Genomic DNA, 20,898 nt, shown 5'->3' on the forward strand with positions numbered 1-20,898 from the left:
ATCGGGATTTTTTTTATTTTAAAGTAAGTTTATTGAAAACTGCACTATTTTTTTCTAGAAGAACTAACTGTTCTTGAGTTAGCATATCTTTTATTTCAGTTCTTATTCTTTTGAATAAATCTTTCTTTTCTTCTTCAGTAGGATTTACCGCTAAAGATTTATGTTTGTGAATGAATATTTGATAAACTCTCTCTGAAACATCTTCATTAAGTTGTAAAGCTGCTGTAAGTTCAGTAGCATCTTTTTTTGCTAAAGTAAAGATATCTCCTTTTTGAGTTTCTTGTGCAGAAGCTCCTATTGTGAAAGCAAAAAACAAAGCGATTACTGCAAATAATTTTTTCATGTTGTTATTTTTTATAGTTTTCGAAATTCAAATCTAATAGATTTTTTTCGGATAACCAAAAAAAAGATTAAAACTATTCTTCAGATTCTGTATGACCTTTTCTTTTTTGTTTCATTTTTTCCATTTTCTCACTTCTCATTTCACTTCTTTTTTCATGATTTTCTTCCCATTCTTTATATTGTTCTGGAGTTAAAATCTTTTTCATTTTAGCTTTCATTTCAATTTGCTCATCAAGCATTTTGTTTTTCATTTCAAATTTTTCATCAGCAGTTGGTTTTTCACCTTTTTCTTTATTGGCTTTAAATTCGGCCATTTTTGCTTCTCTTTTTTGAGCTTGCTCTAATAAAATTGCTTTAACTTCTTTTTGTTGTTTTTCATTCAAATCTAAATCTAAAGTCATTTTTTTAACTTGTAATTCAGATTGTTGTTCTGGAGTTAGTTTTTCTCCTCTTCCTCTTCCTTCTTGTGCAAATGATAGTGAACTAATAACTAAGGCAATTGCTAAAATTAATTTTTTCATCGTTTATAATTTTAAATTGTTTGATGATAAGACAATATGAAAATTAAAAGGTTTAATCTTTAACAGAAAATTAGTAAAAATGATTTTTATCAGTGTCATTATTAAAAACGTTCGTACATTTGCATGGTGAAAAAAATAGTAGTCATACTTGCAATGTTTATTCTGGTTAAGCCAGTAATTCCTGTATTGGAATATATTGTTAATTATGATTATATCAGCAAAGAACTTTGTATTAATAAAGATAAGCCAGCACTAAAATGTAATGGTAAATGTCATTTGATGAAACAATTAGCTAAAGTTTCTGATGATGAAAAGCCAATTTCAAACGATAAAAAAGATAATAGTAAACAAGAAGTTGAAATATTGTTTTATCAAGAAGTTTCAAGACTTATTTTCTTTTCGGATTTTTGTTTTATTAATAAATTTACTAACTCATTTTATTTGAATCTGTATTGTTTGGATGCTACCGATTCAATTTTTCATCCACCCACCTTTTTAGTTTAATTTTTTTTTCAATTGGTTCAATTCTTTTTTGAACTAATTAGGATATCTATGTCCTTGCTTGTTTAAAGATATTTTCTTTAAGCAGAATTTTTATATATAATTTAAACTAAAAATAATTCATAAAATGAAATTTCAATTAAAAAATATTTTAGCCGTAATGGCTCTAGCTATAGCATTCACATCTTGTTCTGATGACGATGATAACAAAATAACAGGTGAAGGGAGTATAAAATTAGAATTTGACAATGTATATGGTGATGCTGATTTTGCTTTTAATACAGCCTACACTAATTCTAATGGAGAAGTTATTAAGGCGACTAAAGTGAAGTATATTGTTAGTAATATTGTTTTGACAAAAACGGATGGCTCTACTTATACAGTGCCAAAAAGTGATAGCTATTTTATTATTGACGAAGGAACAGCAACTTCAACACTTTTAGAATTGCCTAATATTCCCGCAGCAAATTACAAAAGTATTTCATTTGGAATTGGTGTAGACCAAGAGCAATTTAATTTAGGTGCAACTGGTCAAGGAGATTTTTTAACTACAGCTCAAAATGCAGGAATGATGTGGTCTTGGAGTGCGGGATATAAATTTGTTGCCTTTGAAGGAACATTTACCTCTTCAACTGTTACAACTGATACTTCATATATGGTTCATACAGGTCAAACAGGAACATCATATAACTATAATACAATTAATATTGATTTTCCAGAGAATGCAATGGTAAGAACAACAATTACTCCTCAAGTACATATAATGGCTGATGTTAAGCATATTATTGATGGTACAAATAAAATTAGCTTAACTAGCAATAATATGGGTGGAATGGGTGCTATGATTATGGGAGGTGCAAATTTGCCATTAATTACAGCTAATTTAAGCAATATGTTTGAAGTTCACCATGTACATAATGACTAAATAATTGAAAAAGCTGTTAGTTGTTTTGCTAACAGCTTTTTTTTAAAAAAATTAGTAAAGATGAAAACAAAGATAATATTGCTGCTCGTTTTTTCGTTATTTTTGAGTTGTTCAAATGATGATTCTGTTGGCTATGAAAACATTCCTATTGATTTTCAAGTGCCAAGCAATTTCCCACCTGTAAATTATGATTTTGTAAATAACCCATTAACTGAAAAAGGATTTGAATTAGGCAAAAAACTATTTTACGATGGACGTTTGTCTTCTGATGGAATTATTTCATGCGGGTTTTGTCACATTCAAGAAGATGCTTTTACGCACCACGGGCATACTTTTAGTCATGGCGTAGGAGATGCAATTGGAACTAGAAATGCACCACCTATTCAAAATATGGTTTTTCAAACTGCTTTTATGTGGGATGGAGCTACTACTCATTTAGACTTACAACCCATAATTCCATTTACAAGTGAAATCGAAATGCATGGCAATTTTGCTGATGCAATTAATATGATGAAGAATGATGCAGCTTATGTGAAATTATACAAACAAGCATTTCCTGATGGGGAGATTAATTCTGAGAATATGCTAAAGGCATTGGCACAATTTCAGATTATGTTAGTTTCTTCAAATTCAAAATTTGATAAATATAGAAGAAATGAAATTGGTGGAACATTAACAACTGATGAATTAGCTGGTTATTCTTTATTTAATCAAAAATGTGCTTCTTGCCACGCCACCGATATATTTACTGATAATTCGTTTAGAAACAACGGGTTGCCAATAAATCCATCAATTAATGACATTGGAAGATTTCGCGTTACCGAATTAGATGAAGATAAATATAAATTTAAAGTGCCAAGTTTGCGAAACATCGAAAAAACCGCACCTTATATGCATGATGGTCGTTTTTATACTTTAGAAGCGGTGTTAAATCATTATTCTTCTGGTGTTTCAAATACTCAAAATTTAGATGCATATTTAAATAATGGTGGAACTTTAGGAATACCATTATCAGAAATAGAAAAAATGCAGTTGATTGCATTTTTAAAAACTTTGACAGATACTGAATTTTTAACTGATTCTAGATTTGCAGAATTTTAATATGAAGAAATATATAATCATTTTTCTGTCGATTTTTCAATATGGATTTGCAACCGAAAAAGACAGTTTAGCAGTTCATAATCCCTTTTTAAAATTTCATCAATTTATCTATGAATTAGATGATGATTGCGATGCTTGTGGTTGTTCGGCAAGTGGAGGAAGTATGGGTTTTGCTTCAATGTTAAACACCAATTTTATAGGGATTCGTTATTTTAATCAATCATACAAAAGTACTGATGGATTATATAGTAATTCGCCTTGGTATGATGAAAATTTTAATACTATTCAAGTTTGGACACGTATACCGGTTGTTAAAAACCTTCAAGTTTCTGCATTATTGCCTTATCATTTTCACAATAGAGAAACCGCCACTGGAACACAAAATATTTCAGGTATTGGAGATGTAACTATTTTAGCAATGTATCGTTTGTATCAAACACATAAAGATAGTACAATCTTAACGCACACTTTTCAAGTTGGTGGTGGAATAAAAATTCCGCTAGGTAAATTTGACCAAGCTAACAACGGAAGTGTTAATCCAAGTTATCAAGTTGGTACAGGGAGTTGGGATTATTTATTAGCAACAGAATATATTATTAGAAGAAAACAATTTGGTTTAAATGCATTGCTGAATTATGTCGTAAAAACAGAGAACGAAAAAAAATATCGTTTTGGAAATCAATTCAATTATGCTGGCACTTTTTTCTATTTGTATGAAAAAAACAATTTTTCAATTGCACCACAGATAGGTTTTGCTGGAGAAGTTTTTGGCGACAATTATCAATATAAACAGCGTGTAAGAAACACAGCTGGAGATATTTTTATGGGTAAAATTGGTTTTGAAATTGGAAAAGATAAGTTTTCATTTGGAGTCAATACAATGTTGCCAATAGTTCAAAACTTAACCAATGGAAACGTTGAAGCTAATTATCGATGGAGTATAAATTTTAATTATAGTTTGTAACAAAAAGGCACTCAATTGAGTGCCTTTTCTTATTTCCCTAAATATTCGGCTATTTTATTTTCGCCGTCTACTTTTATTTTCATCAAGCCATGTTTGCTAATTCCTTTGCTGGCTGTGTCCCATTTTTTTCCGCTTAAACCAGCTTTTTCTTTTAGGTCACCAATTGAAATTCCTTCGTTTGCTTTTAGAATTTCGATAATGTGTTTTTCGTCTTCCGTTAATTCTGGTCCTTTTTTCTCAGGACGCATTTGAGGGAAAAATAACACTTCTTGTATTGATGGATTATTTGTCAAGAACATAATTAATCGATCCATTCCAATTCCTAATCCAGAAGTTGGAGGCATTCCGTATTCTAAAGCTCTTAAGAAATCTTCATCGATGATTCCGTTAGCTTCGTCATCACCTTTTGCAGCTAGAGCCATTTGGTTTTCAAAACGCTCTCTTTGGTCAATAGGATCATTTAATTCCGAATACGCGTTTGCGATTTCTTTTCCACAAACCATCAACTCAAAACGCTCCGTTAAGTCTGGATTGTCACGGTGTGACTTACACAATGGCGACATTTCTTTTGGGTAATCGGTAATGAAGGTTGGCTGAATGAAGTTACCTTCACATTTTTCACCAAAAATTTCATCAATTAATTTTCCTTTACCCATGGTGTCGTTCACTTCGATTCCCATAGATTTTGCTGCTTCGCGTAATTCATCTTCCGATTTTCCAGTAATGTCAAATCCTGTGAATTGTTTGATAGCATCAGTCATCGTTACTCTTGCATAAGGTGCTTTAAAATCTACTTTGTGTTCGCCAAAAGTAGCTTCAGTAGTTCCGTTTACTTGAGTAGCGCAATATTCTAAAAGGTTTTCAGTCATTTCCATCATCCAGTTGTAGTCTTTGTACGCTACATAAATTTCCATTGCAGTAAATTCTGGATTATGCGTTCTGTCCATTCCTTCGTTACGGAAGTTTTTCGAAAATTCATAAACTCCGTCAAATCCACCAACGATTAATCTTTTTAAATATAATTCGTTAGCAATTCGCATATATAATGGAATGTCTAAACTATTGTGATGCGTGATGAAAGGTCTTGCAGCTGCACCACCAGGAATCGATTGTAAAACCGGAGTTTCCACTTCCATATAACCAGCTTCGTTGAAAAACGTTCTCATAGCCGTGAACAATTTTGTTCTTTTCATGAAAACTTCTTTCACTTGCGGATTTACGACTAAATCCACATAACGCATACGGTAACGCAATTCAGGATCGGTGAAAGCGTCAAACACATGACCTTCTTCGTCGGTTTTTGGTAATGGTAATGGACGTAATGTTTTGCTTAAAAATGTAAAGTTTGAAACACGTACACATTTTGCGCCTACTTGAGTTGTAAATAATTCACCTTCAATTCCAATAAAATCTCCTAAATCGGTTAATTTTTTGAAAACTTGATTATAAATCGTCTTATCTTCTCCTTCGCAAATTACATCTCTGTTCAAATACAATTGAATTCTTCCTTCACTGTCTTGTAATTCAGCAAACGAAGCTTTTCCTTGATCACGAACACTCATCAAACGTCCAGCCAAAATAACCTTCTTACCTTCTTCAAAATTTTCCTTCACTTGCTTTGAAGTGTGGTTCACCGGAAATAAATCCGCTGGATAAGGGTTAATTCCAAGTTCGCGCAAAGCGTTTAATTTGTCTCTTCTAATGATTTCTTGTTCCGAAAGTTGCATAGTACTGTATTTAAGCGTGCAAAGATAGGTATTAGTTAGAAAGTTTCAAAGTGATAAAGTTTCAATTCGGTTTTATTAAAAAAGATAAGATTTTAAAATCAAAGTGGTACTTTTGTATTCGAAAACAACTATAAATGACACTTTCTCATTACACCAAAGAATTTTCTTATAATTTAAAATTGGCTTATCCTATTATTTTAGGAATGCTTGGACATACGCTTATTGGAATAGTTGACAATATTATGGTTGGAAAATTAGGTTCAACAGAATTGGCTGCGGTGTCATTAGGTAATAGTTTTATTTTTATCGCAATGTCTTTGGGAATTGGTTTTTCAACGGCTATAACTCCTTTAATTGCACAAGCTGATGCAGAAAAAGACGAGAAAAAAATACGTTCTGTTTTTCATCACGGATTGCTTCTATGTACTATTTTAGGAATTGCACTTTTCGTAATAATTGTTTTAGCTAAGCCAATCATGTTGCTTATGCATCAGCCTAAAGAAGTTGTTGAAATGGCTTATCCTTACATCGATTGGGTGGCTTTTTCATTAATTCCAGTGATCGTTTACCAAGGCTATAAACAATTTGCTGATGGTTTATCAAAGACTAAATATTCTATGTATGCTATTTTTATGGCAAATGTTGTGCATATCTTTTTTAATTATGTATTGATTTATGGTGTTTGGTTTTTTCCAAAATTAGGAATTCTGGGCGCTGCATTAGGAACTGTCATTTCAAGAATTATGATGGTTGTTTTCATGCATTACATTTTGAAATACGATAAAAATATAAAACCCTATTTTAAAAATTTTAGTTTTAAAGAGATCAAGAAGTCGGTTATTAAAAAAGTTATCAATTTAGGAACGCCGTCAGCCCTGCAAATGCTATTTGAAGTTAGTTTGTTTACAGGTGCTATTTGGTTAAGTGGTTCAATTGGAAAAACAAGTCAAGCCGCTAATCAAATTGCTTTAACATTGGCCACAATGACATTTATGTTTGCTATGGGGTTAAGTGTAACTGCAATGATTAGAGTATCAAATCAAAAAGGATTAAATGATTATGTGAAACTAGTAGTTGTGGCGAAATCCATTTTTTTATTGGCAATAATTATCGAAATTGTTTTTGCATTATTTTTTATTGCGTTCCACAATTATTTGCCATCACTATTTCTTAATTTAGAAAATACTCATCAAGCAATAGATAATAGGGAAGTGGTTCATATTGCGGCTCAATTACTTGTAGTGGCAGCTATTTTTCAAATTTCAGATGGTATTCAAGTAGTGGTTCTTGGAGCACTCCGAGGATTACAAGACGTAAAAGTACCAATGTATATAACTTTTGTAGCTTATTGGTTGGTTGGTTTCCCAATTTCATTTTATTTGGGTTTGTACACCAAACTAAAAGCTACAGGAATTTGGATAGGATTGTTAGCAGGTTTAACAATCGCAGCAATTTTATTATATATACGATTTAATCAATTGTCTAAAAGACTAATTGAAGAGCAAATAATAACACATCGTGAAATACAGACTCAATAATAAACACTAAATATTAGAACATGGATTTACCAAAATTTGTAATCGGAGACAATACCGATTTTCCAGAAGATATTTTCATCATTCATTTAGAATATCCAAGATTTGTAATCAATTTAAAAGATGACGAAGTAGAATTTTTAGAAGACATCGAAGAAGAAGACGAAAAAGAATTGGAATCAGAAATGGAACATTTAATTACCATTGCTGGAGAATTCTACGATAGAGAAATTGAACGCTACGAGCAGGAATAGTGTATAGATTTAGAGAGTAAAAGCTAATCACTTTTCACTAATTACTCTTTATTAAAATATTCTTTCAACAAATTCATAGCCGCTGCAAAAGGTGAAATTTCATTGTTTTGCACGGCTTTTTTGTTTTCTTCTAATAGTTGCATGATATTCGGATGATTGTAAAAGTGTGATTTCAATTGTTCATTAATCGTTTCCATCATCCAAAATTGGTTTTGATTTTGACGTTTTTCTTCGAAATAATGATTGGATTTTACCAATTCGAAATAGTCTGAAATAATTTCCCAAATCGCATCAATTCCGGTTTTTTCATAAGCACTACAAGTAGTCACTTTCGGAATCCAACCTGAAGATTTGGCTGGGAATAAATGCAATGCTCTATTGAATTCGGTTTTCGCTAATTTGGCTTTGGCAACATTATCACCATCGGCTTTATTGATTACGATTGTATCTGCCATTTCCATAATGCCGCGTTTGATGCCTTGCAATTCATCACCAGCACCTGAAATTTTTAAAAGTAAAAAGAAATCGACCATACTGTGTACTGCAGTTTCACTTTGCCCTACACCAACCGTTTCAATGATAATTGTGTCAAAACCACAGGCTTCACATAGAATGATGGTTTCACGTGTTTTTCTAGCAACGCCACCTAAAGTATCGCCCGAAGCACTTGGTCTTATGTATGCGTTTTCATCTTTTACCAATTCTTCCATACGGGTTTTATCACCCAAAATACTTCCGTGACTGATGGACGAACTTGGATCAACTGCTAAGACTGCAACTTTCTTTCCGATAGAAGTTAAATATTTTCCAAAAGCTTCAATAAAAGTACTTTTACCAACACCTGGAACTCCTGTAATTCCTATTCGAACCGAATTATTAGCATGCGGCAAACAACCTTTTATGACTTCATTTGCTTTGGCTAAATGTTCAGGATTCGTACTCTCAACCAAAGTAATAGCGCGACTTAAAGCAGTTTTATCACCTTTTAAAATTCCAGTAATCAATTCATCTCCGGTAGGTTGCTTTCTTCGGAATTGCTGAATTTGATTTGCTACATACGTACTCAACGTTTCGGGTTGAGTAACGCCGTGAATTTCGGAAAGAGCTGATTTTTTATTTGGTGTTTTCAAAAGGATAATTACTTTGTGTAAAAATACAAAAATTGTAGGAATAAAATCGGTAAGCATTTATTTTGACATTTTACTATCTTTACCATTCAAATTGAATACTATGAATCCTGAAATATTACTTGCGCTTGAAAACATTGTAGGTTCGGCTTATATTTTTACAGATGAAGCTACTCGTAAAACGTATGGTCACGATGAAACTGAAGATTTGAGTTTTCCGCCTCATGTTGTGGTAAAACCTGCTAATACTGAAGAAGTAGCGCAAATTTTAAAAGTTTCCAATACTTATAAAATTCCAACCGTTCCAATTGGAGCGCGAACTGGTTTGAGTGGTGGTGCTTTATCAATTTATGGAGGTATTGCGATTTCAATGGAGCGTTTGAATCAAATTATTGAAATTGATGAACAAAATTTACAAGTTACAACTCAGCCTGGCGTAATTACACAAGTTTTACGTGAAGCTGTTGCTGAAAAGGGTCTTTTTTATCCGGTTGATCCAAGTAGCATGGGAAGCTGTTTTATTGGTGGCAATATCGCAGAAAATTCAGGTGGTGCAAGAGCTTTGAAATATGGTGTTACAAAAGATTATGTCTTAAATTTAGAAGTTGTTTTACCCACAGGTGATATCATTTGGACAGGTGCGAATACCTTGAAAAATTCGACCGGTTACAATCTGACACAATTGATGGTAGGAAGCGAAGGAACGTTAGGTATCGTAACAAAAATTGTATTGAAATTATTACCTCAAAACAAACATAATGTATTGCTTTTGGTTCCGTTTTATAAAGCAGAGCAAGCATGTGAAGCTGTTTCAGCGATTTTTAGAGCGGGAATTGTGCCAAGTGCTTTAGAGTTTATGGAACGCGATGCGATTGATTGGACTTTGAAGTTTGTAGATGGTTTGAATGTGGAAGTCAAAGACAACGTTCAAGCCCATTTGTTGATTGAAGTAGATGGCAATTATCCAGAAATTTTGATGCAAGAAGCCGAACAAATTTTGTCAGTCGTAGAACAATTTGAAATCGACGAAGTATTGTTTGCTGATACTGACGAACAAAAAAATGCACTTTGGAAAATGCGTCGTTCTGTAGCAGAAGCGGTAAAAGCAAATTCTATTTATAAAGAAGAAGATACCGTTGTGCCAAGATATGAATTGCCGAAACTATTAAAAGGCATTAAAGAAATTGGGGCTAAATATGGTTTTCAATCCGTTTGTTATGGACATGCGGGCGATGGTAATTTACACGTAAACATCATCAAAGGCAATATGACCGATGAGAATTGGAAAACAGAAGTTCCTAAAGGAATCAGGGAAATTTTTGAATTGACAGTTGGTTTAAAAGGAACGCTTTCTGGAGAACACGGCATTGGTTTGGTACAAAAAAACTACATGGATATTGCGTTTTCAAAAGTGCATTTGGAATTAATGGAACGCATTAAAGCCATTTTTGACCCAAATAATGTGTTGAATCCTGGGAAGATTTTTCCTGATGGGGAATAGATTATAAAAACTATTGATACAGAATTTAGCTTATTTTTGAAAATATGATTCAATAATTAATTCATCTTTTGTAATAATTTCTCTAATGCTTGAATTCCATTCAATTAACCATTGTGCGGCATAAGTTCCTGCTCCATCAGAAAATATACATTTGAGAAGATGATAATTTTCTCCACTATGAATTATTTTAAAAAAATCAATATTTAAATTATCTCCTGTCCAAGGATTATACATGTTGTCAACTTGTAAATTATAACTTTTATCTTTAATTTTAAGTGTAGCTTTAATCAATTTATCTTTTGGAATTTCACCATCAGAACCGAATAAAGGACAATCATTAATTCCTAAAACAAAACCATTCTTTATCTCAAGTTTATTTATTTTAGGATTAAATTTTTCTCTAACAAGTTGTAATGTTGTAATACTATCAATTTTAATATTTGCAGAATTTACTTGTCCATGAGAAAAAAAAGAACAAAACAACAATAAAATTATAGAATAATACTTCATAAGATTTTTTTATTTAACTATAATTATCTATTCAAAAACTCCACCAAATTTGTATCTGCATTTTTAAATGTTGGTGTTTGTTCAATAATACTAGCTACTCGCTTTTTGTTTAATTTCATGGTAATATCGGCTTCGGTTGTAAATAACAAAGCAGATAAAAACGGATTATTGATGTGCGGAATTAACTCTGATTCTAAATCGTCTAACTTGCAAATTTTTACCAATTCTTGCTTTTCAGTCGTGTAAATTTTATAGGTCATTGACAATTTTAAGATATTATCTTCTACGATGGTTTTTACATAAATATTCTGTAATTCAGGTTTTCCAACGGTTTTAGCTAGTGTTAATTTAGCAAAAGTGCCATCGGCTATACTTGTTCTAACTTGGTTGAAAAATTCGGTGTAGGTGATATTGTTTGTTGGAATATTTTGCATTTTTGGAAATTTTATCAAATATAAAAAATCCCCAACTACTTTTGGTAATTGAGGATTAGTTTATTTTGAAATGAATCAATTATTCGTTAACCAAAACCCATTCGCCAGAAGCAATCATGCTTTCAGCTTTTTTGAATTTCATGGTTTCGCTTTTTCCACTCATAACATGTTTGATAGTTACGGTGTCATTACGATTAATTTTTGGTGTTTCTCTCGTAATTGTTTCCGTTACTTGTGGTCTTTGGCTTGCCATTTCACCAGCTCTTCTTGCTTCATTTGCGGCATCATCACTGTCTAAATCTTGTTTTGATTCGGTGTAATTTTCTTTTTGACGCACTTGTTTTGCTTCGTGAATATCAGATGGGTTTTGTGAAGGTAAATTTCCTTTAAATAAGAATGAAATCACTTCTTTATTTACATCATCAATCATTTTTTTGAACAAGTTGAACGCTTCAAATTTGTAAATCAACAATGGATCTTTTTGTTCATGAACTGCTAATTGAACCGATTGTTTCAATTCGTCCATTTTGCGTAAGTGTTTTTTCCAAGCCTCATCTACAATTGCTAAAGTAATGTTTTTCTCAAAATCAGTAACTAAAGTTTTTCCTTCAGAGGTATACGCTTTTTCTAAATCAGTAACAACATTCAATGATTTAATTCCGTCTGTAAAAGGAACGATAATTCGTAAATATTGCCCGTTATTGTTTTCATAAACATTTTTGATAATTGGGTATGCTTCTGAGGCATTTCTTTCAATCTTATCATTATAATGTTCTAAAACAGCTTTGTATGTTTTTCCTGCAATTTCTCTGTCAGATAGTTTTCCAAATTCTGCTTCAGAGATTGGAGAACTAATTGAGAAATAACGAATTAATTCAAACTCATAATTTTTAAAATCACCGGCTAATTTATTTTGTTCTACAATTAATTCGCAAGTGTCATACATCATGTTTGCGATGTCAACTTTCAAACGTTCACCATGTAATGCGTGACGTCTTCTTTTGTAAACTACTTCTCTTTGAGCGTTCATTACGTCGTCATATTCTAACAAACGTTTACGTACACCAAAGTTGTTTTCTTCTACTTTTTTCTGAGCTCTTTCGATAGATTTTGTCATCATTGAATGTTGAATTACTTCACCTTCTTTTAGACCAATTCTATCCATAACTTTCGCTACTCTTTCTGAACCGAATAAACGCATTAAGTTATCTTCCAAAGACACGTAGAATTGTGAACTACCTACGTCTCCTTGACGACCAGCACGACCTCTTAACTGGCGGTCTACACGACGTGAATCGTGACGCTCTGTTCCGATAATTGCTAAACCACCTGCTTTTTTAACTTCGTCAGATAATTTGATATCGGTACCACGACCCGCCATATTGGTTGCAATCGTAACTACTCCAGGTTTTCCTGCTTCAGCTACAATTTCTGCTTCGCTTTTGTGCATTTTAGCATTCAATACGTTGTGTTGAATACCTCTAATTTTTAACATTCGGCTTAATAATTCCGAAATTTCAACCGATGTTGTTCCAATCAATACAGGTCTTCCTGAATTTGATAATTGTACTACATCTTCAATAACTGCATTAAATTTTTCACGAACGGTTCTATAAATCAAATCGTCTTTGTCTTTACGAGCCATTGGTCGGTTTGTTGGAATTTCTACAACATCTAATTTGTAGATTTCCCAAAATTCACCAGCTTCGGTAACAGCAGTTCCTGTCATACCGCCTAATTTGCTGTACATACGGAAATAATTCTGTAATGTAATCGTAGCAAATGTTTGTGTAGCTGCTTCAATTTTAACGTTTTCTTTGGCTTCAATAGCTTGGTGTAACCCATCAGAATAACGACGGCCATCCATAATACGACCTGTTTGTTCATCAACAATTAATACTTTATTGTCCATGATAACATATTCCGTATCTTTTTCAAATAAAGTATATGCTTTTAATAATTGCGTTAATGTGTGAATACGCTCTGATTTGATAGAAAAATCTTTAAATAATTCTTCTTTACGCTCAGCTTCTTCTTCTGTAGAAAGATTTTCTTTTTCAATTTGAGCAATTTCGGTTCCAATATCTGGTAATACGAAAAATTGCGCATCAGTATCTTGTGAAAGATATTGAATTCCGTTGTCTGTTAATTCTACCTGATTGTTTTTTTCTTCGATAACAAAGTATAGCGCCTCATCAATTTTCGGCATTTCTCTGTTGTTATCTTGCATGTATTGATTTTCAGTTTTTTGAAGTAATTGTTTTACCCCTTCTTCTGATAAAAATTTGATTAAAGCTTTGCTTTTTGGTAATGCTCTGTGTGAACGTAATAAGTAAAAACCAGCATCTTTATTATTTCCTTCTTTAAACAAACGTTTTGCTTCTGTTAAGCAATCAGTAGCTAATTTACGTTGTAAGGAAACCAAGTTTTCAACTTTTGGTTTTAATTCATTAAACTCATGACGATCTCCTTGAGGAACTGGTCCAGATATGATTAAAGGTGTTCTAGCATCGTCAATTAATACAGAATCGACCTCGTCAACAATGGCATAATTATGTTTGCGTTGTACTAAATCTTCTGGTGCATGAGCCATATTATCGCGCAAATAATCAAAACCAAATTCGTTATTTGTTCCATAAGTAATATCGGCTTCGTATGCTTTTCTTCTTTCTGGAGAGTTAGGCTGATGATTGTCAATACAATCTACAGTCATTCCGTGAAATTCAAAAAGAGGTGCTTTCCAAGTGCTATCACGTTTTGCTAAGTAGTCATTTACGGTTACTAAGTGAACTCCATTTCCGGTTAAAGCGTTTAAGTATAGTGGTAATGTTGCTACTAATGTTTTTCCTTCACCAGTTTGCATTTCGGCAATTTTACCTTGATGTAATACAACTCCACCAATTAATTGGACATCATAGTGAATCATATCCCAAGTAATAGCTTTACCTGCAGCATCCCATGAGTTTGCCCAGCTTGCATTATCTCCTTCAATAGTAATATATGATTTTGTAGCTGATAACTCACGATCTTTTGGAGAAGCAGTTACAGTAATTGTTGTGTTTTCTTTAAAACGACGTGCAGTTTCTTTTACGACAGCAAATGCTTCCGGAAGAATTTCGTTTAATACTTTTTCAGAAATTTCATACGCTTCTTTTTCGATTTTGTCGATTTCAGCATAGATATCTTCACGAGCATCAATATCTTGTGTTTGTTCTGCATCTTGCTTTAAAGAAACTATTTTAGCGTCTTTTTCAGCACGAGCTTGTTGTATTTTTGATTTGAATTCGGCAGTTTTAGCTCGTAATTCATCGTGAGATAAAGCTTTTAAAGCATTCTCAAAAGATTTTACTTTTGTGATTAAAGGTTGAATCGCTTTTACATCTTTCTCCGATTTATCACCCACAAAAGCCTTCAATATGGAATTTATGATACTCATAATTTTTGTTTTCTAAATGTTTGTAAATATAACCAAAAAAAAAGCCTCAGTGAAGAGACTTGTTTCTGTTGTGTTTATTTATTTTTTAATATTCGTCCTCATTCCAAAGATAATCTTCGTCAGTAGGATAGTCTGGCCAAATCTCTTCCATTGATTCATAGATTTCACCTTCGTCTTCTATAGACTGTAAGTTTTCCACTACTTCTAATGGAGCTCCAGTTCTAATAGCATAGTCGATAAGTTCATCTTTGGTTGCTGGCCAAGGTGCATCACTCAAGTATGACGCTAATTCTAATGTCCAATACATCTTTTTATCGATTTAAGTTTATGCAAAAATAAATTTATTACTTAAAAAATCAAGTTTTTTTTTACTTTTTTTATTAAAATTTAAGAACGTAGTTTTTTAAGGTTCAAATGGAGTTGTTTTTTGGTAATTATTTTTGCCAATCTACCCAAATAAAGCAATAAAAGACTGAGTAGAGAATACTATTTTCTTGGTATCCATTGTACTTCATCAGCGTTCAAGTCGTAGGACAACTTTCGTGCCAAGACAAAAAGATAGTCAGAAAGTCGGTTTAAATATTTAATTACATGCTCATCTGTCGGTTCTATGTCATTCAAATGTACTGCTAAACGCTCAGCTCTACGACAAACACAGCGAGCAATATGACAATATGACACGGTAGTATGGCCGCCAGGTAAAACAAAATGAGTCATAGGAGGCAACGATTCTTCCATGGTATCGATTTCATTTTCTAAAAATTCAATATCCGATTCAATAATACCTAGGTTTTGTAATCGAGGTTGTCCGTTTTTTAATGTTTCTTTCTCGGGAGGTGTAGCTAAAACAGCACCAACTGTAAATAAGCGGTCTTGTACTTCGATAAGAACATTTTTGTACAATTGATTCATTTCTTGATCACGGATTAATCCTATATGAGAATTTAATTCGTCAACCGTTCCATAGCTTTCGATTCGTATATGATGTTTTGGAACGCGAGTTCCACCAAATAATGCAGTAGTGCCCGTGTCTCCGGTTTTTGTGTAGACTTTCATTTTGTGAATAAAGATTGTGAGTTTAAAAGTATTATTATATTTTTAAACTAAATTTCTTTTTCAAAGATAACAAAATTTAAAGTGAATCAGCAATTAGCTTTGAGTTGAAAACAAAACTTATGATGTTAATTCTATTTTTTATTTAGTGTATCGCTTTCAATAATTCCATCACGCAAACGAATGATTCTGTGTGCATAAGCAGCAATATCTTCTTCGTGCGTTACTAAGATTACGGTGTTCCCATTGGCATGAATTTCGTTGAATAAATTCATGATTTCAACGGAAGTTTTACTATCTAAGTTTCCTGTTGGTTCGTCCGCTAAAATAATGGAAGGTTTGTTAACTAAGGCTCTAGCTACAGCCACACGTTGACGTTGTCCTCCTGAAAGTTGATTAGGTTTGTGATCCATGCGGTCGTCTAATCCTACTTGAGTTAATACTTCTGTAGCTCTTTCATTTCGTTCTGATTTTGAATAGCCTGCATAAACCATTGGTAATGCTACATTATCCAAAGCCGTAGTTCTAGGCATCAAGTTGAATGTTTGAAAAACGAATCCAATTTCCTTGTTTCTAATTTCGGCTAATTCATCGTCGTGCATTTCACTTACGTGTTTTCCGTTCAAAATATAACTTCCAGATGTTGGTGTGTCCAAACAACCTAAAATATTCATCAACGTTGATTTTCCTGAACCCGAAGGCCCCATCAATGCTACATATTCGCCTTTATTTATCTCTAAATCGATGCCTTTTAACACATACACGATTTCGTTTCCTAAAGGGAAATCTCTTTTGATATTGGTTATTTTGATTAACGGATTTGCCATAATGAAATTAGAATTTAGAAGTTTGAATTCAGAAAATGACTTCAAAACTATCTATAAGTAGAAAAAGAAAGGAATTTGTTACAACTAAAAACGAATTCTTTCAAGCAACTGCGAACTAATCGTTTTATTCGGATTGATAATAAAGTGTTCCTTATTTTGTTCTGCTCTAAAAAACAGAATTCCCCATTGAAAGGTATCAATTGTAACGGTAACTTTTGGATGTTTTTTTATTATTTCCCAAGCTTCTTCCATATTAGCTGACCAATGAATGTCATCGAATATCCAAACGGAATCATTGGAAATAGTTGGAAGTAAGGCTTCAAAATAATCTAAAGTTGCTTTTTTAGAATGGTTGCCATCGAAATAAACCAAATCGAAGATTTGGGGTTTCGAGTTTAAAGTTTCGGGTTTCAGGTTTTCAAAATAGTCTTCAAATTTTGTATTTACAAACTCAATATTTTGAAAATTTGAATTTTGTTCTTGCAATTGAACTTGCGATTGCTTTTGCGTATTCAGACAACCTTCTAATGTAATAATTTTAGATTCTTTATATCCTAAAGAGAGAGCCGAAGTAGCCAATCCTAATGAAGTGCCAATTTCTAAAATGTTTTTAGGTTGAAGATAACGAGCTATTCTAAAAAGTAATTCCGCATTTTTTGGAGTAATTCCAGCCGTTTGGGCAATTTTTGAAATTTCTCTAGTTTTCGATTTAAAAACGCGCGAACCAGCACCAAAATCGGTAACTTCAATCGTATTCTTGTTTGCTAAAAGTGATTTTCGATAGGATTTTAATTGTTCGTATTCTGGATATTTGGTGTTGTCATAAAAACATTTCGTAACCAAATCAAACACAAATGGCGAATGCACTCCATGTTCGTTTTTGGAGTGGAAAAGGAATTTTATGTAAGATTTAATTATAGTCACAGTTTTCAGTCACAGTTTTCAGTCACAGTTTTCAGTCACAGTTTTTTCTGTACACTGCGACTGCGACTGAATACTAATTATTATTCCATTTTACTCGACAACTCAAACCAGCGTTCTTCTTTTTCTTCTAAAGCTTGGATGATTTTTTGTAATTCGTTAGCTTTCTCTTCAATTTTATCATCAGAAACTTTTCCGTTGGCGAATTCTTGTTCGATTTGTTTTTTGTTGTATTCTAAATCTTTGATTTCTTTTTCAATTTTATTGAATTCCTTTTGTTCATTGAAACTCAATCCCGTTGAAGCCGTTTGTTTTTCTTTCCAATTTGTTTTTTCAGTACTTACCGAATTCAAAACTTTTGGTTCTGCCGAATCTTCATACGCTCTAAAATCTGAATAATTTCCTGGAAAATCTTCAATTTCGCCTTCACCTCTAAAAACAAATAAGTGGTCCACAATTTTATCCATGAAATATCTATCGTGACTTACCACTAATAAACAGCCTGGATAATCTAAAAGGAAACTTTCCAAAACGTTCAGCGTTACAATATCTAAATCATTCGTTGGCTCATCTAAAATTAAGAAATTTGGATTTTGAATTAAAACGGTACATAAATACAAACGTTTCAATTCGCCACCACTTAATTTTTCTACGAAATCGTATTGTTTTTTGGCATCAAATAAAAAGCGTTCCAGTAATTGCGAAGCCGAAATAATTTTTCCTTTCGTTAACGGAATATATTCGCCATATTCCTTGATGATATCGATAACTTTTTGTCCCGGTTTTGGATTAATTCCACTTTGGGTGTAATATCCAATTTTAATGGTATCGCCAATAATTACTTTACCTGAATCGGGTTGAATCGTTTGCGTTAAAATGTTTAAGAAAGTTGATTTTCCTGTTCCGTTTTTACCAATAATTCCAATGCGTTCACCACGTTGAAACGAATAGCTGAAATCTTTTAAAATGGTTCGGTCAGGGAAATTTTTGTTCAATTTTACCATTTCGATAATCTTGCTTCCCATGCGTTCCATGTTTATTTCCAACTCTACCACATTTTCTTTTCTTCGACTTTCGGCAACTTCTTTGATTTTGTAAAAATCATCTTGGCGCGATTTTGATTTGGTGGTTCTAGCTTTTGGTTGACGACGCATCCAAGCTAATTCTTTTACGAATAAGTTTTGCGCTTTGTCGATACTCGCATTTTCAGAAGCCAATCGTTCTTCTTTTTTGGCTAAGTAGTAGGAATAATTCCCTTTGTATTGATAGATTTTTCCGTTGTCTAATTCGATAATTTCATTACAAACACGTTCCAAAAAGAAACGGTCGTGCGTTACCATAAATAACGTGATATTTTCTTTTGCAAAATAATCTTCTAACCATTCAATCATCTCTAAATCCAAGTGATTGGTTGGCTCGTCTAAAATTAATAAATCGGGTTTGCTAATCAAAATAATGGCTAATGATAAACGTTTTTTTTGTCCACCCGACATGTTTTTGACTTTCATTTTCAAGTCTTCCAACTTCAGTTTATACAAAATTTGCTTGAATTGCGTTTCAAAATCCCAAGCATTGTGTCGGTCCATATCGTCAAAAGCTCTTTGATACGCTTCTTCATCATTCGGATTTTCTAAAGCTTTTTCGTAGCGTTCAATAACTTTCAGAATTTCATTATCCGAAGCAAAAATATTTTCCTCAATGGTTAACTCGTCTTGCAAATTATTATTTTGCGACAAAAACGCCATATTAATCTCTTTTCGAACTACCACTTGACCCGTATCAGGTTCGTCTAAACCATTAATCATGTTCATAATAGTGGTTTTTCCCGAACCGTTTTTAGCAATAAAAGCTATTTTTTGATCTTTGTTAATTCCAAACGAAACGTTGTCAAACAAAATACGCTCGCCATAGGATTTCGATATATTTTCGACTGATAAGTAATTCATAATATTATTTAGAAGTGCAAAAATAAGGTTTTGTTTGTTGGAATTTGGAATTTCTTTATTGATATTTGAATTTTCAAAATTCTATGCAACTATCCGTTATCATCCTTAATTATAATGTGCGCTATTTTTTAGAGCAATGTGTTCTCAGTGTTCAAAAAGCATTAGAAGGCATTGATGGAGAAATTATTGTCATTGATAATGCTTCATCAGATGAAAGTTGCGAGATGATGAAAACCAAATTTCCGCACATCAAACTCATTGAAAACAAAGAAAATTTAGGTTTTCCAAAAGGAAATAACATTGGAGTCGCTCAAGCAAAAGGCGAATACATTTGTATTTTAAATCCCGATACTGTGGTTGCAGAAGATACTTTTTTAAAAATTTTAAACTCGCAATTCACAACTCATAATTCACAACTCGGAATAATCGGTTGTAAATTAATCGACGGAGCTGGAAATTTTCTTCCCGAGAGCAAACGTGGCGTTCCAACTCCTTGGGTCGCTTTTACAAAGATTTTTGGATTGTATAAAATTTCAAATTATTTCGGAAAATATTATGCCCAACATTTATCGGAAAACGAAACAGGAAAAGTTGATATTTTGGTGGGAGCTTTTATGGTAATGAAGCGCGAATTGTATCTCGAAGTCGGTGGTTTTGATGAAAATTGCTTTATGTATTCTGATGATATCGATTTGAGTTATTTGGTTTTGAAATCAGGGAAATCGAATTATTACTTTCACGAAACTTCGGTGATTCATTATAAAGGAGAAAGTACAGTTCGCGATGGTACTTATATGAAACGTTTCCGTGAAGCGATGCAATTTTTCTATAAAAAACATTTTAAAAAATCATGGTTTTTTGATGTGATGATGCAAGTTGGAAGTTTCGTTTTTAGTCTTTTGAAGAAGAATCAACAAAAGAATGAAGTAAGAACTATTGATGAATATGTTGTTTTTTCCAAAGAAAATTTAGAGTTAAACCTATCAAAAAAAGCAACTTATTTATCTGATTTTAATCAATTTGAGAATCAACCTCAAAAAAATCTTGAAATTATATTCGATACCACTACTTTTAGTTTTGCTGAAATTATTACTTTTATGCAGTTAAATAAGAGTAAAAATCTAAGTTTCAAAAATTATATTTCGAGTTCGAATTACCTAATTGGAAGTAATAATTCGAACGATAGAGGGCAAATAATTTTGTTGTAAAAAATTATTGATTTCTTTAAAAAACGAACGAAAAATTAGTATTTTTGCAAACCAAATACAAAAAC

At 32.6% G+C, this 20,898-nt stretch carries 20 protein-coding genes; 8 read left to right on the forward strand and 12 right to left on the reverse strand.

Annotation, left to right across the window (positions count from 1 at the left end; translation table 11 throughout):
- Nucleotides 1–13 precede the first annotated feature (13 nt).
- Together G4L40_RS07465 and G4L40_RS07470 are read right to left on the reverse strand one after the other, a co-directional pair.
- The gene (locus G4L40_RS07465) at nucleotides 14–343 is read right to left on the reverse strand and encodes a hypothetical protein (RefSeq protein ID WP_166236576.1); all 330 of its coding nucleotides are present in this window, start codon (nucleotides 341–343) and stop codon (nucleotides 14–16) included.
- A gap of 73 nt (nucleotides 344–416) precedes the next feature.
- Complete coding sequence (locus G4L40_RS07470; protein ID WP_166236577.1) at nucleotides 417–863, reverse strand: Spy/CpxP family protein refolding chaperone; 447 nt, start codon at nucleotides 861–863, stop codon at nucleotides 417–419.
- 159 nt (nucleotides 864–1,022) lie between these two features.
- Here G4L40_RS07470 and G4L40_RS07475 point away from each other — a divergent pair, with 159 nt between their 5' ends.
- The 4 genes from G4L40_RS07475 to G4L40_RS07490 all read left to right on the forward strand — a co-directional run bounded on the left by G4L40_RS07475 (nucleotide 1,023) and on the right by G4L40_RS07490 (nucleotide 4,354).
- Nucleotides 1,023–1,367: a hypothetical protein gene (locus G4L40_RS07475; RefSeq protein ID WP_166236628.1), complete on the forward strand. Its 345-nt coding sequence runs from the start codon at nucleotides 1,023–1,025 to the stop codon at nucleotides 1,365–1,367.
- A 124-nt stretch (nucleotides 1,368–1,491) separates the two neighbouring features.
- Nucleotides 1,492–2,289 (forward strand): MbnP family protein, encoded by a 798-nt coding sequence (locus tag G4L40_RS07480; protein WP_166236578.1) that lies wholly within the window; start codon nucleotides 1,492–1,494, stop codon nucleotides 2,287–2,289.
- A 60-nt stretch (nucleotides 2,290–2,349) separates the two neighbouring features.
- A complete protein-coding gene (locus G4L40_RS07485) occupies nucleotides 2,350–3,390 on the forward strand; it encodes a cytochrome-c peroxidase (RefSeq protein WP_166236579.1) in 1,041 nt (346 codons plus the stop codon).
- A gap of 1 nt (nucleotide 3,391) precedes the next feature.
- Nucleotides 3,392–4,354 carry a transporter family protein gene (locus G4L40_RS07490; RefSeq protein WP_166236580.1) on the forward strand — a complete coding sequence of 321 codons (963 nt, stop codon included), beginning with the start codon at nucleotides 3,392–3,394 and terminating at the stop codon, nucleotides 4,352–4,354.
- Between the two features lie 29 nt (nucleotides 4,355–4,383).
- Here G4L40_RS07490 and lysS read toward each other — a convergent pair whose 3' ends face one another.
- A complete protein-coding gene (gene lysS, locus G4L40_RS07495) occupies nucleotides 4,384–6,081 on the reverse strand; it encodes a lysine--tRNA ligase (RefSeq protein WP_166236581.1) in 1,698 nt (565 codons plus the stop codon).
- 134 nt (nucleotides 6,082–6,215) lie between these two features.
- Between lysS and G4L40_RS07500 the strand changes: the two genes are divergently transcribed.
- Together G4L40_RS07500 and G4L40_RS07505 are read left to right on the forward strand one after the other, a co-directional pair.
- Nucleotides 6,216–7,619 (forward strand): MATE family efflux transporter, encoded by a 1,404-nt coding sequence (locus tag G4L40_RS07500; protein WP_166236582.1) that lies wholly within the window; start codon nucleotides 6,216–6,218, stop codon nucleotides 7,617–7,619.
- A 20-nt stretch (nucleotides 7,620–7,639) separates the two neighbouring features.
- A complete protein-coding gene (locus G4L40_RS07505) occupies nucleotides 7,640–7,870 on the forward strand; it encodes a hypothetical protein (RefSeq protein ID WP_166236583.1) in 231 nt (76 codons plus the stop codon).
- 41 nt (nucleotides 7,871–7,911) lie between these two features.
- Here the strand turns inward: G4L40_RS07505 and meaB are convergent, their stop codons facing one another.
- Nucleotides 7,912–9,057 (reverse strand): methylmalonyl Co-A mutase-associated GTPase MeaB, encoded by a 1,146-nt coding sequence (gene meaB / locus G4L40_RS07510; protein WP_235922611.1) that lies wholly within the window; start codon nucleotides 9,055–9,057, stop codon nucleotides 7,912–7,914.
- A 43-nt stretch (nucleotides 9,058–9,100) separates the two neighbouring features.
- On the opposite strand from meaB, the gene G4L40_RS07515 reads away from it, so the two are divergent.
- Nucleotides 9,101–10,498, forward strand: coding sequence for an FAD-binding oxidoreductase (locus G4L40_RS07515; RefSeq protein ID WP_166236584.1), 1,398 nt, complete (start codon nucleotides 9,101–9,103; stop codon nucleotides 10,496–10,498).
- Between the two features lie 30 nt (nucleotides 10,499–10,528).
- Here G4L40_RS07515 and G4L40_RS07520 read toward each other — a convergent pair whose 3' ends face one another.
- The 8 genes from G4L40_RS07520 to G4L40_RS07555 form a co-directional block, all read right to left on the reverse strand.
- Nucleotides 10,529–11,008, reverse strand: coding sequence for a hypothetical protein (locus G4L40_RS07520; RefSeq protein ID WP_166236585.1), 480 nt, complete (start codon nucleotides 11,006–11,008; stop codon nucleotides 10,529–10,531).
- A 23-nt stretch (nucleotides 11,009–11,031) separates the two neighbouring features.
- Nucleotides 11,032–11,442: a hypothetical protein gene (locus G4L40_RS07525; protein ID WP_166236586.1), complete on the reverse strand. Its 411-nt coding sequence runs from the start codon at nucleotides 11,440–11,442 to the stop codon at nucleotides 11,032–11,034.
- Nucleotides 11,443–11,521: 79 nt separating this feature from the next.
- Complete coding sequence (secA, locus tag G4L40_RS07530; RefSeq protein WP_166236587.1) at nucleotides 11,522–14,878, reverse strand: preprotein translocase subunit SecA; 3,357 nt, start codon at nucleotides 14,876–14,878, stop codon at nucleotides 11,522–11,524.
- An 85-nt stretch (nucleotides 14,879–14,963) separates the two neighbouring features.
- Nucleotides 14,964–15,185: a DUF2795 domain-containing protein gene (locus tag G4L40_RS07535; RefSeq protein WP_002986941.1), complete on the reverse strand. Its 222-nt coding sequence runs from the start codon at nucleotides 15,183–15,185 to the stop codon at nucleotides 14,964–14,966.
- Between the two features lie 179 nt (nucleotides 15,186–15,364).
- The gene (locus G4L40_RS07540; RefSeq protein ID WP_166236588.1) at nucleotides 15,365–15,934 is read right to left on the reverse strand and encodes a cob(I)yrinic acid a,c-diamide adenosyltransferase; all 570 of its coding nucleotides are present in this window, start codon (nucleotides 15,932–15,934) and stop codon (nucleotides 15,365–15,367) included.
- Nucleotides 15,935–16,065: 131 nt separating this feature from the next.
- Nucleotides 16,066–16,758 (reverse strand): ABC transporter ATP-binding protein, encoded by a 693-nt coding sequence (locus tag G4L40_RS07545; protein ID WP_166236589.1) that lies wholly within the window; start codon nucleotides 16,756–16,758, stop codon nucleotides 16,066–16,068.
- Nucleotides 16,759–16,842: 84 nt separating this feature from the next.
- Nucleotides 16,843–17,682, reverse strand: a complete 840-nt coding sequence (locus G4L40_RS07550) for an O-methyltransferase (protein ID WP_317163944.1) — start codon at nucleotides 17,680–17,682, stop codon at nucleotides 16,843–16,845.
- A gap of 80 nt (nucleotides 17,683–17,762) precedes the next feature.
- Complete coding sequence (locus tag G4L40_RS07555; protein ID WP_166236590.1) at nucleotides 17,763–19,625, reverse strand: ABC-F family ATP-binding cassette domain-containing protein; 1,863 nt, start codon at nucleotides 19,623–19,625, stop codon at nucleotides 17,763–17,765.
- Between the two features lie 83 nt (nucleotides 19,626–19,708).
- Here G4L40_RS07555 and G4L40_RS07560 point away from each other — a divergent pair, with 83 nt between their 5' ends.
- Nucleotides 19,709–20,833, forward strand: a complete 1,125-nt coding sequence (locus tag G4L40_RS07560) for a glycosyltransferase family 2 protein (RefSeq protein WP_166236591.1) — start codon at nucleotides 19,709–19,711, stop codon at nucleotides 20,831–20,833.
- The last annotated feature ends 65 nt before the right edge of the window (nucleotides 20,834–20,898 follow it).

Origin of the sequence: Flavobacterium celericrescens (assembly GCF_011392075.1) — a bacterium.
GTDB classification, from domain to species: Bacteria; Bacteroidota; Bacteroidia; order Flavobacteriales; family Flavobacteriaceae; genus Flavobacterium; species Flavobacterium celericrescens.

Excerpts from the sequence above, each read along its gene's own strand:
- G4L40_RS07560 (WP_166236591.1), top strand. The coding sequence starts at position 19,709 with ATGCAACTATCCGTTATCATCCTTAATTATAATGTGCGCTATTTTTTA.
- G4L40_RS07490 (WP_166236580.1), top strand. The coding sequence starts at position 3,392 with ATGAAGAAATATATAATCATTTTTCTGTCGATTTTTCAATATGGATTT.
- G4L40_RS07535 (WP_002986941.1), bottom strand. The coding sequence starts at position 15,185 with ATGTATTGGACATTAGAATTAGCGTCATACTTGAGTGATGCACCTTGG.
- lysS (WP_166236581.1), bottom strand. The coding sequence starts at position 6,081 with ATGCAACTTTCGGAACAAGAAATCATTAGAAGAGACAAATTAAACGCT.
- meaB (WP_235922611.1), bottom strand. The coding sequence starts at position 9,057 with ATGCTTACCGATTTTATTCCTACAATTTTTGTATTTTTACACAAAGTA.
- G4L40_RS07485 (WP_166236579.1), top strand. The coding sequence starts at position 2,350 with ATGAAAACAAAGATAATATTGCTGCTCGTTTTTTCGTTATTTTTGAGT.
- G4L40_RS07540 (WP_166236588.1), bottom strand. The coding sequence starts at position 15,934 with ATGAAAGTCTACACAAAAACCGGAGACACGGGCACTACTGCATTATTT.
- secA (WP_166236587.1), bottom strand. The coding sequence starts at position 14,878 with ATGAGTATCATAAATTCCATATTGAAGGCTTTTGTGGGTGATAAATCG.
- G4L40_RS07555 (WP_166236590.1), bottom strand. The coding sequence starts at position 19,625 with ATGAATTACTTATCAGTCGAAAATATATCGAAATCCTATGGCGAGCGT.
- G4L40_RS07500 (WP_166236582.1), top strand. The coding sequence starts at position 6,216 with ATGACACTTTCTCATTACACCAAAGAATTTTCTTATAATTTAAAATTG.
- G4L40_RS07515 (WP_166236584.1), top strand. The coding sequence starts at position 9,101 with ATGAATCCTGAAATATTACTTGCGCTTGAAAACATTGTAGGTTCGGCT.
- G4L40_RS07480 (WP_166236578.1), top strand. The coding sequence starts at position 1,492 with ATGAAATTTCAATTAAAAAATATTTTAGCCGTAATGGCTCTAGCTATA.
- G4L40_RS07525 (WP_166236586.1), bottom strand. The coding sequence starts at position 11,442 with ATGCAAAATATTCCAACAAACAATATCACCTACACCGAATTTTTCAAC.
- G4L40_RS07465 (WP_166236576.1), bottom strand. The coding sequence starts at position 343 with ATGAAAAAATTATTTGCAGTAATCGCTTTGTTTTTTGCTTTCACAATA.
- G4L40_RS07545 (WP_166236589.1), bottom strand. The coding sequence starts at position 16,758 with ATGGCAAATCCGTTAATCAAAATAACCAATATCAAAAGAGATTTCCCT.
- G4L40_RS07505 (WP_166236583.1), top strand. The coding sequence starts at position 7,640 with ATGGATTTACCAAAATTTGTAATCGGAGACAATACCGATTTTCCAGAA.
- G4L40_RS07520 (WP_166236585.1), bottom strand. The coding sequence starts at position 11,008 with ATGAAGTATTATTCTATAATTTTATTGTTGTTTTGTTCTTTTTTTTCT.
- G4L40_RS07470 (WP_166236577.1), bottom strand. The coding sequence starts at position 863 with ATGAAAAAATTAATTTTAGCAATTGCCTTAGTTATTAGTTCACTATCA.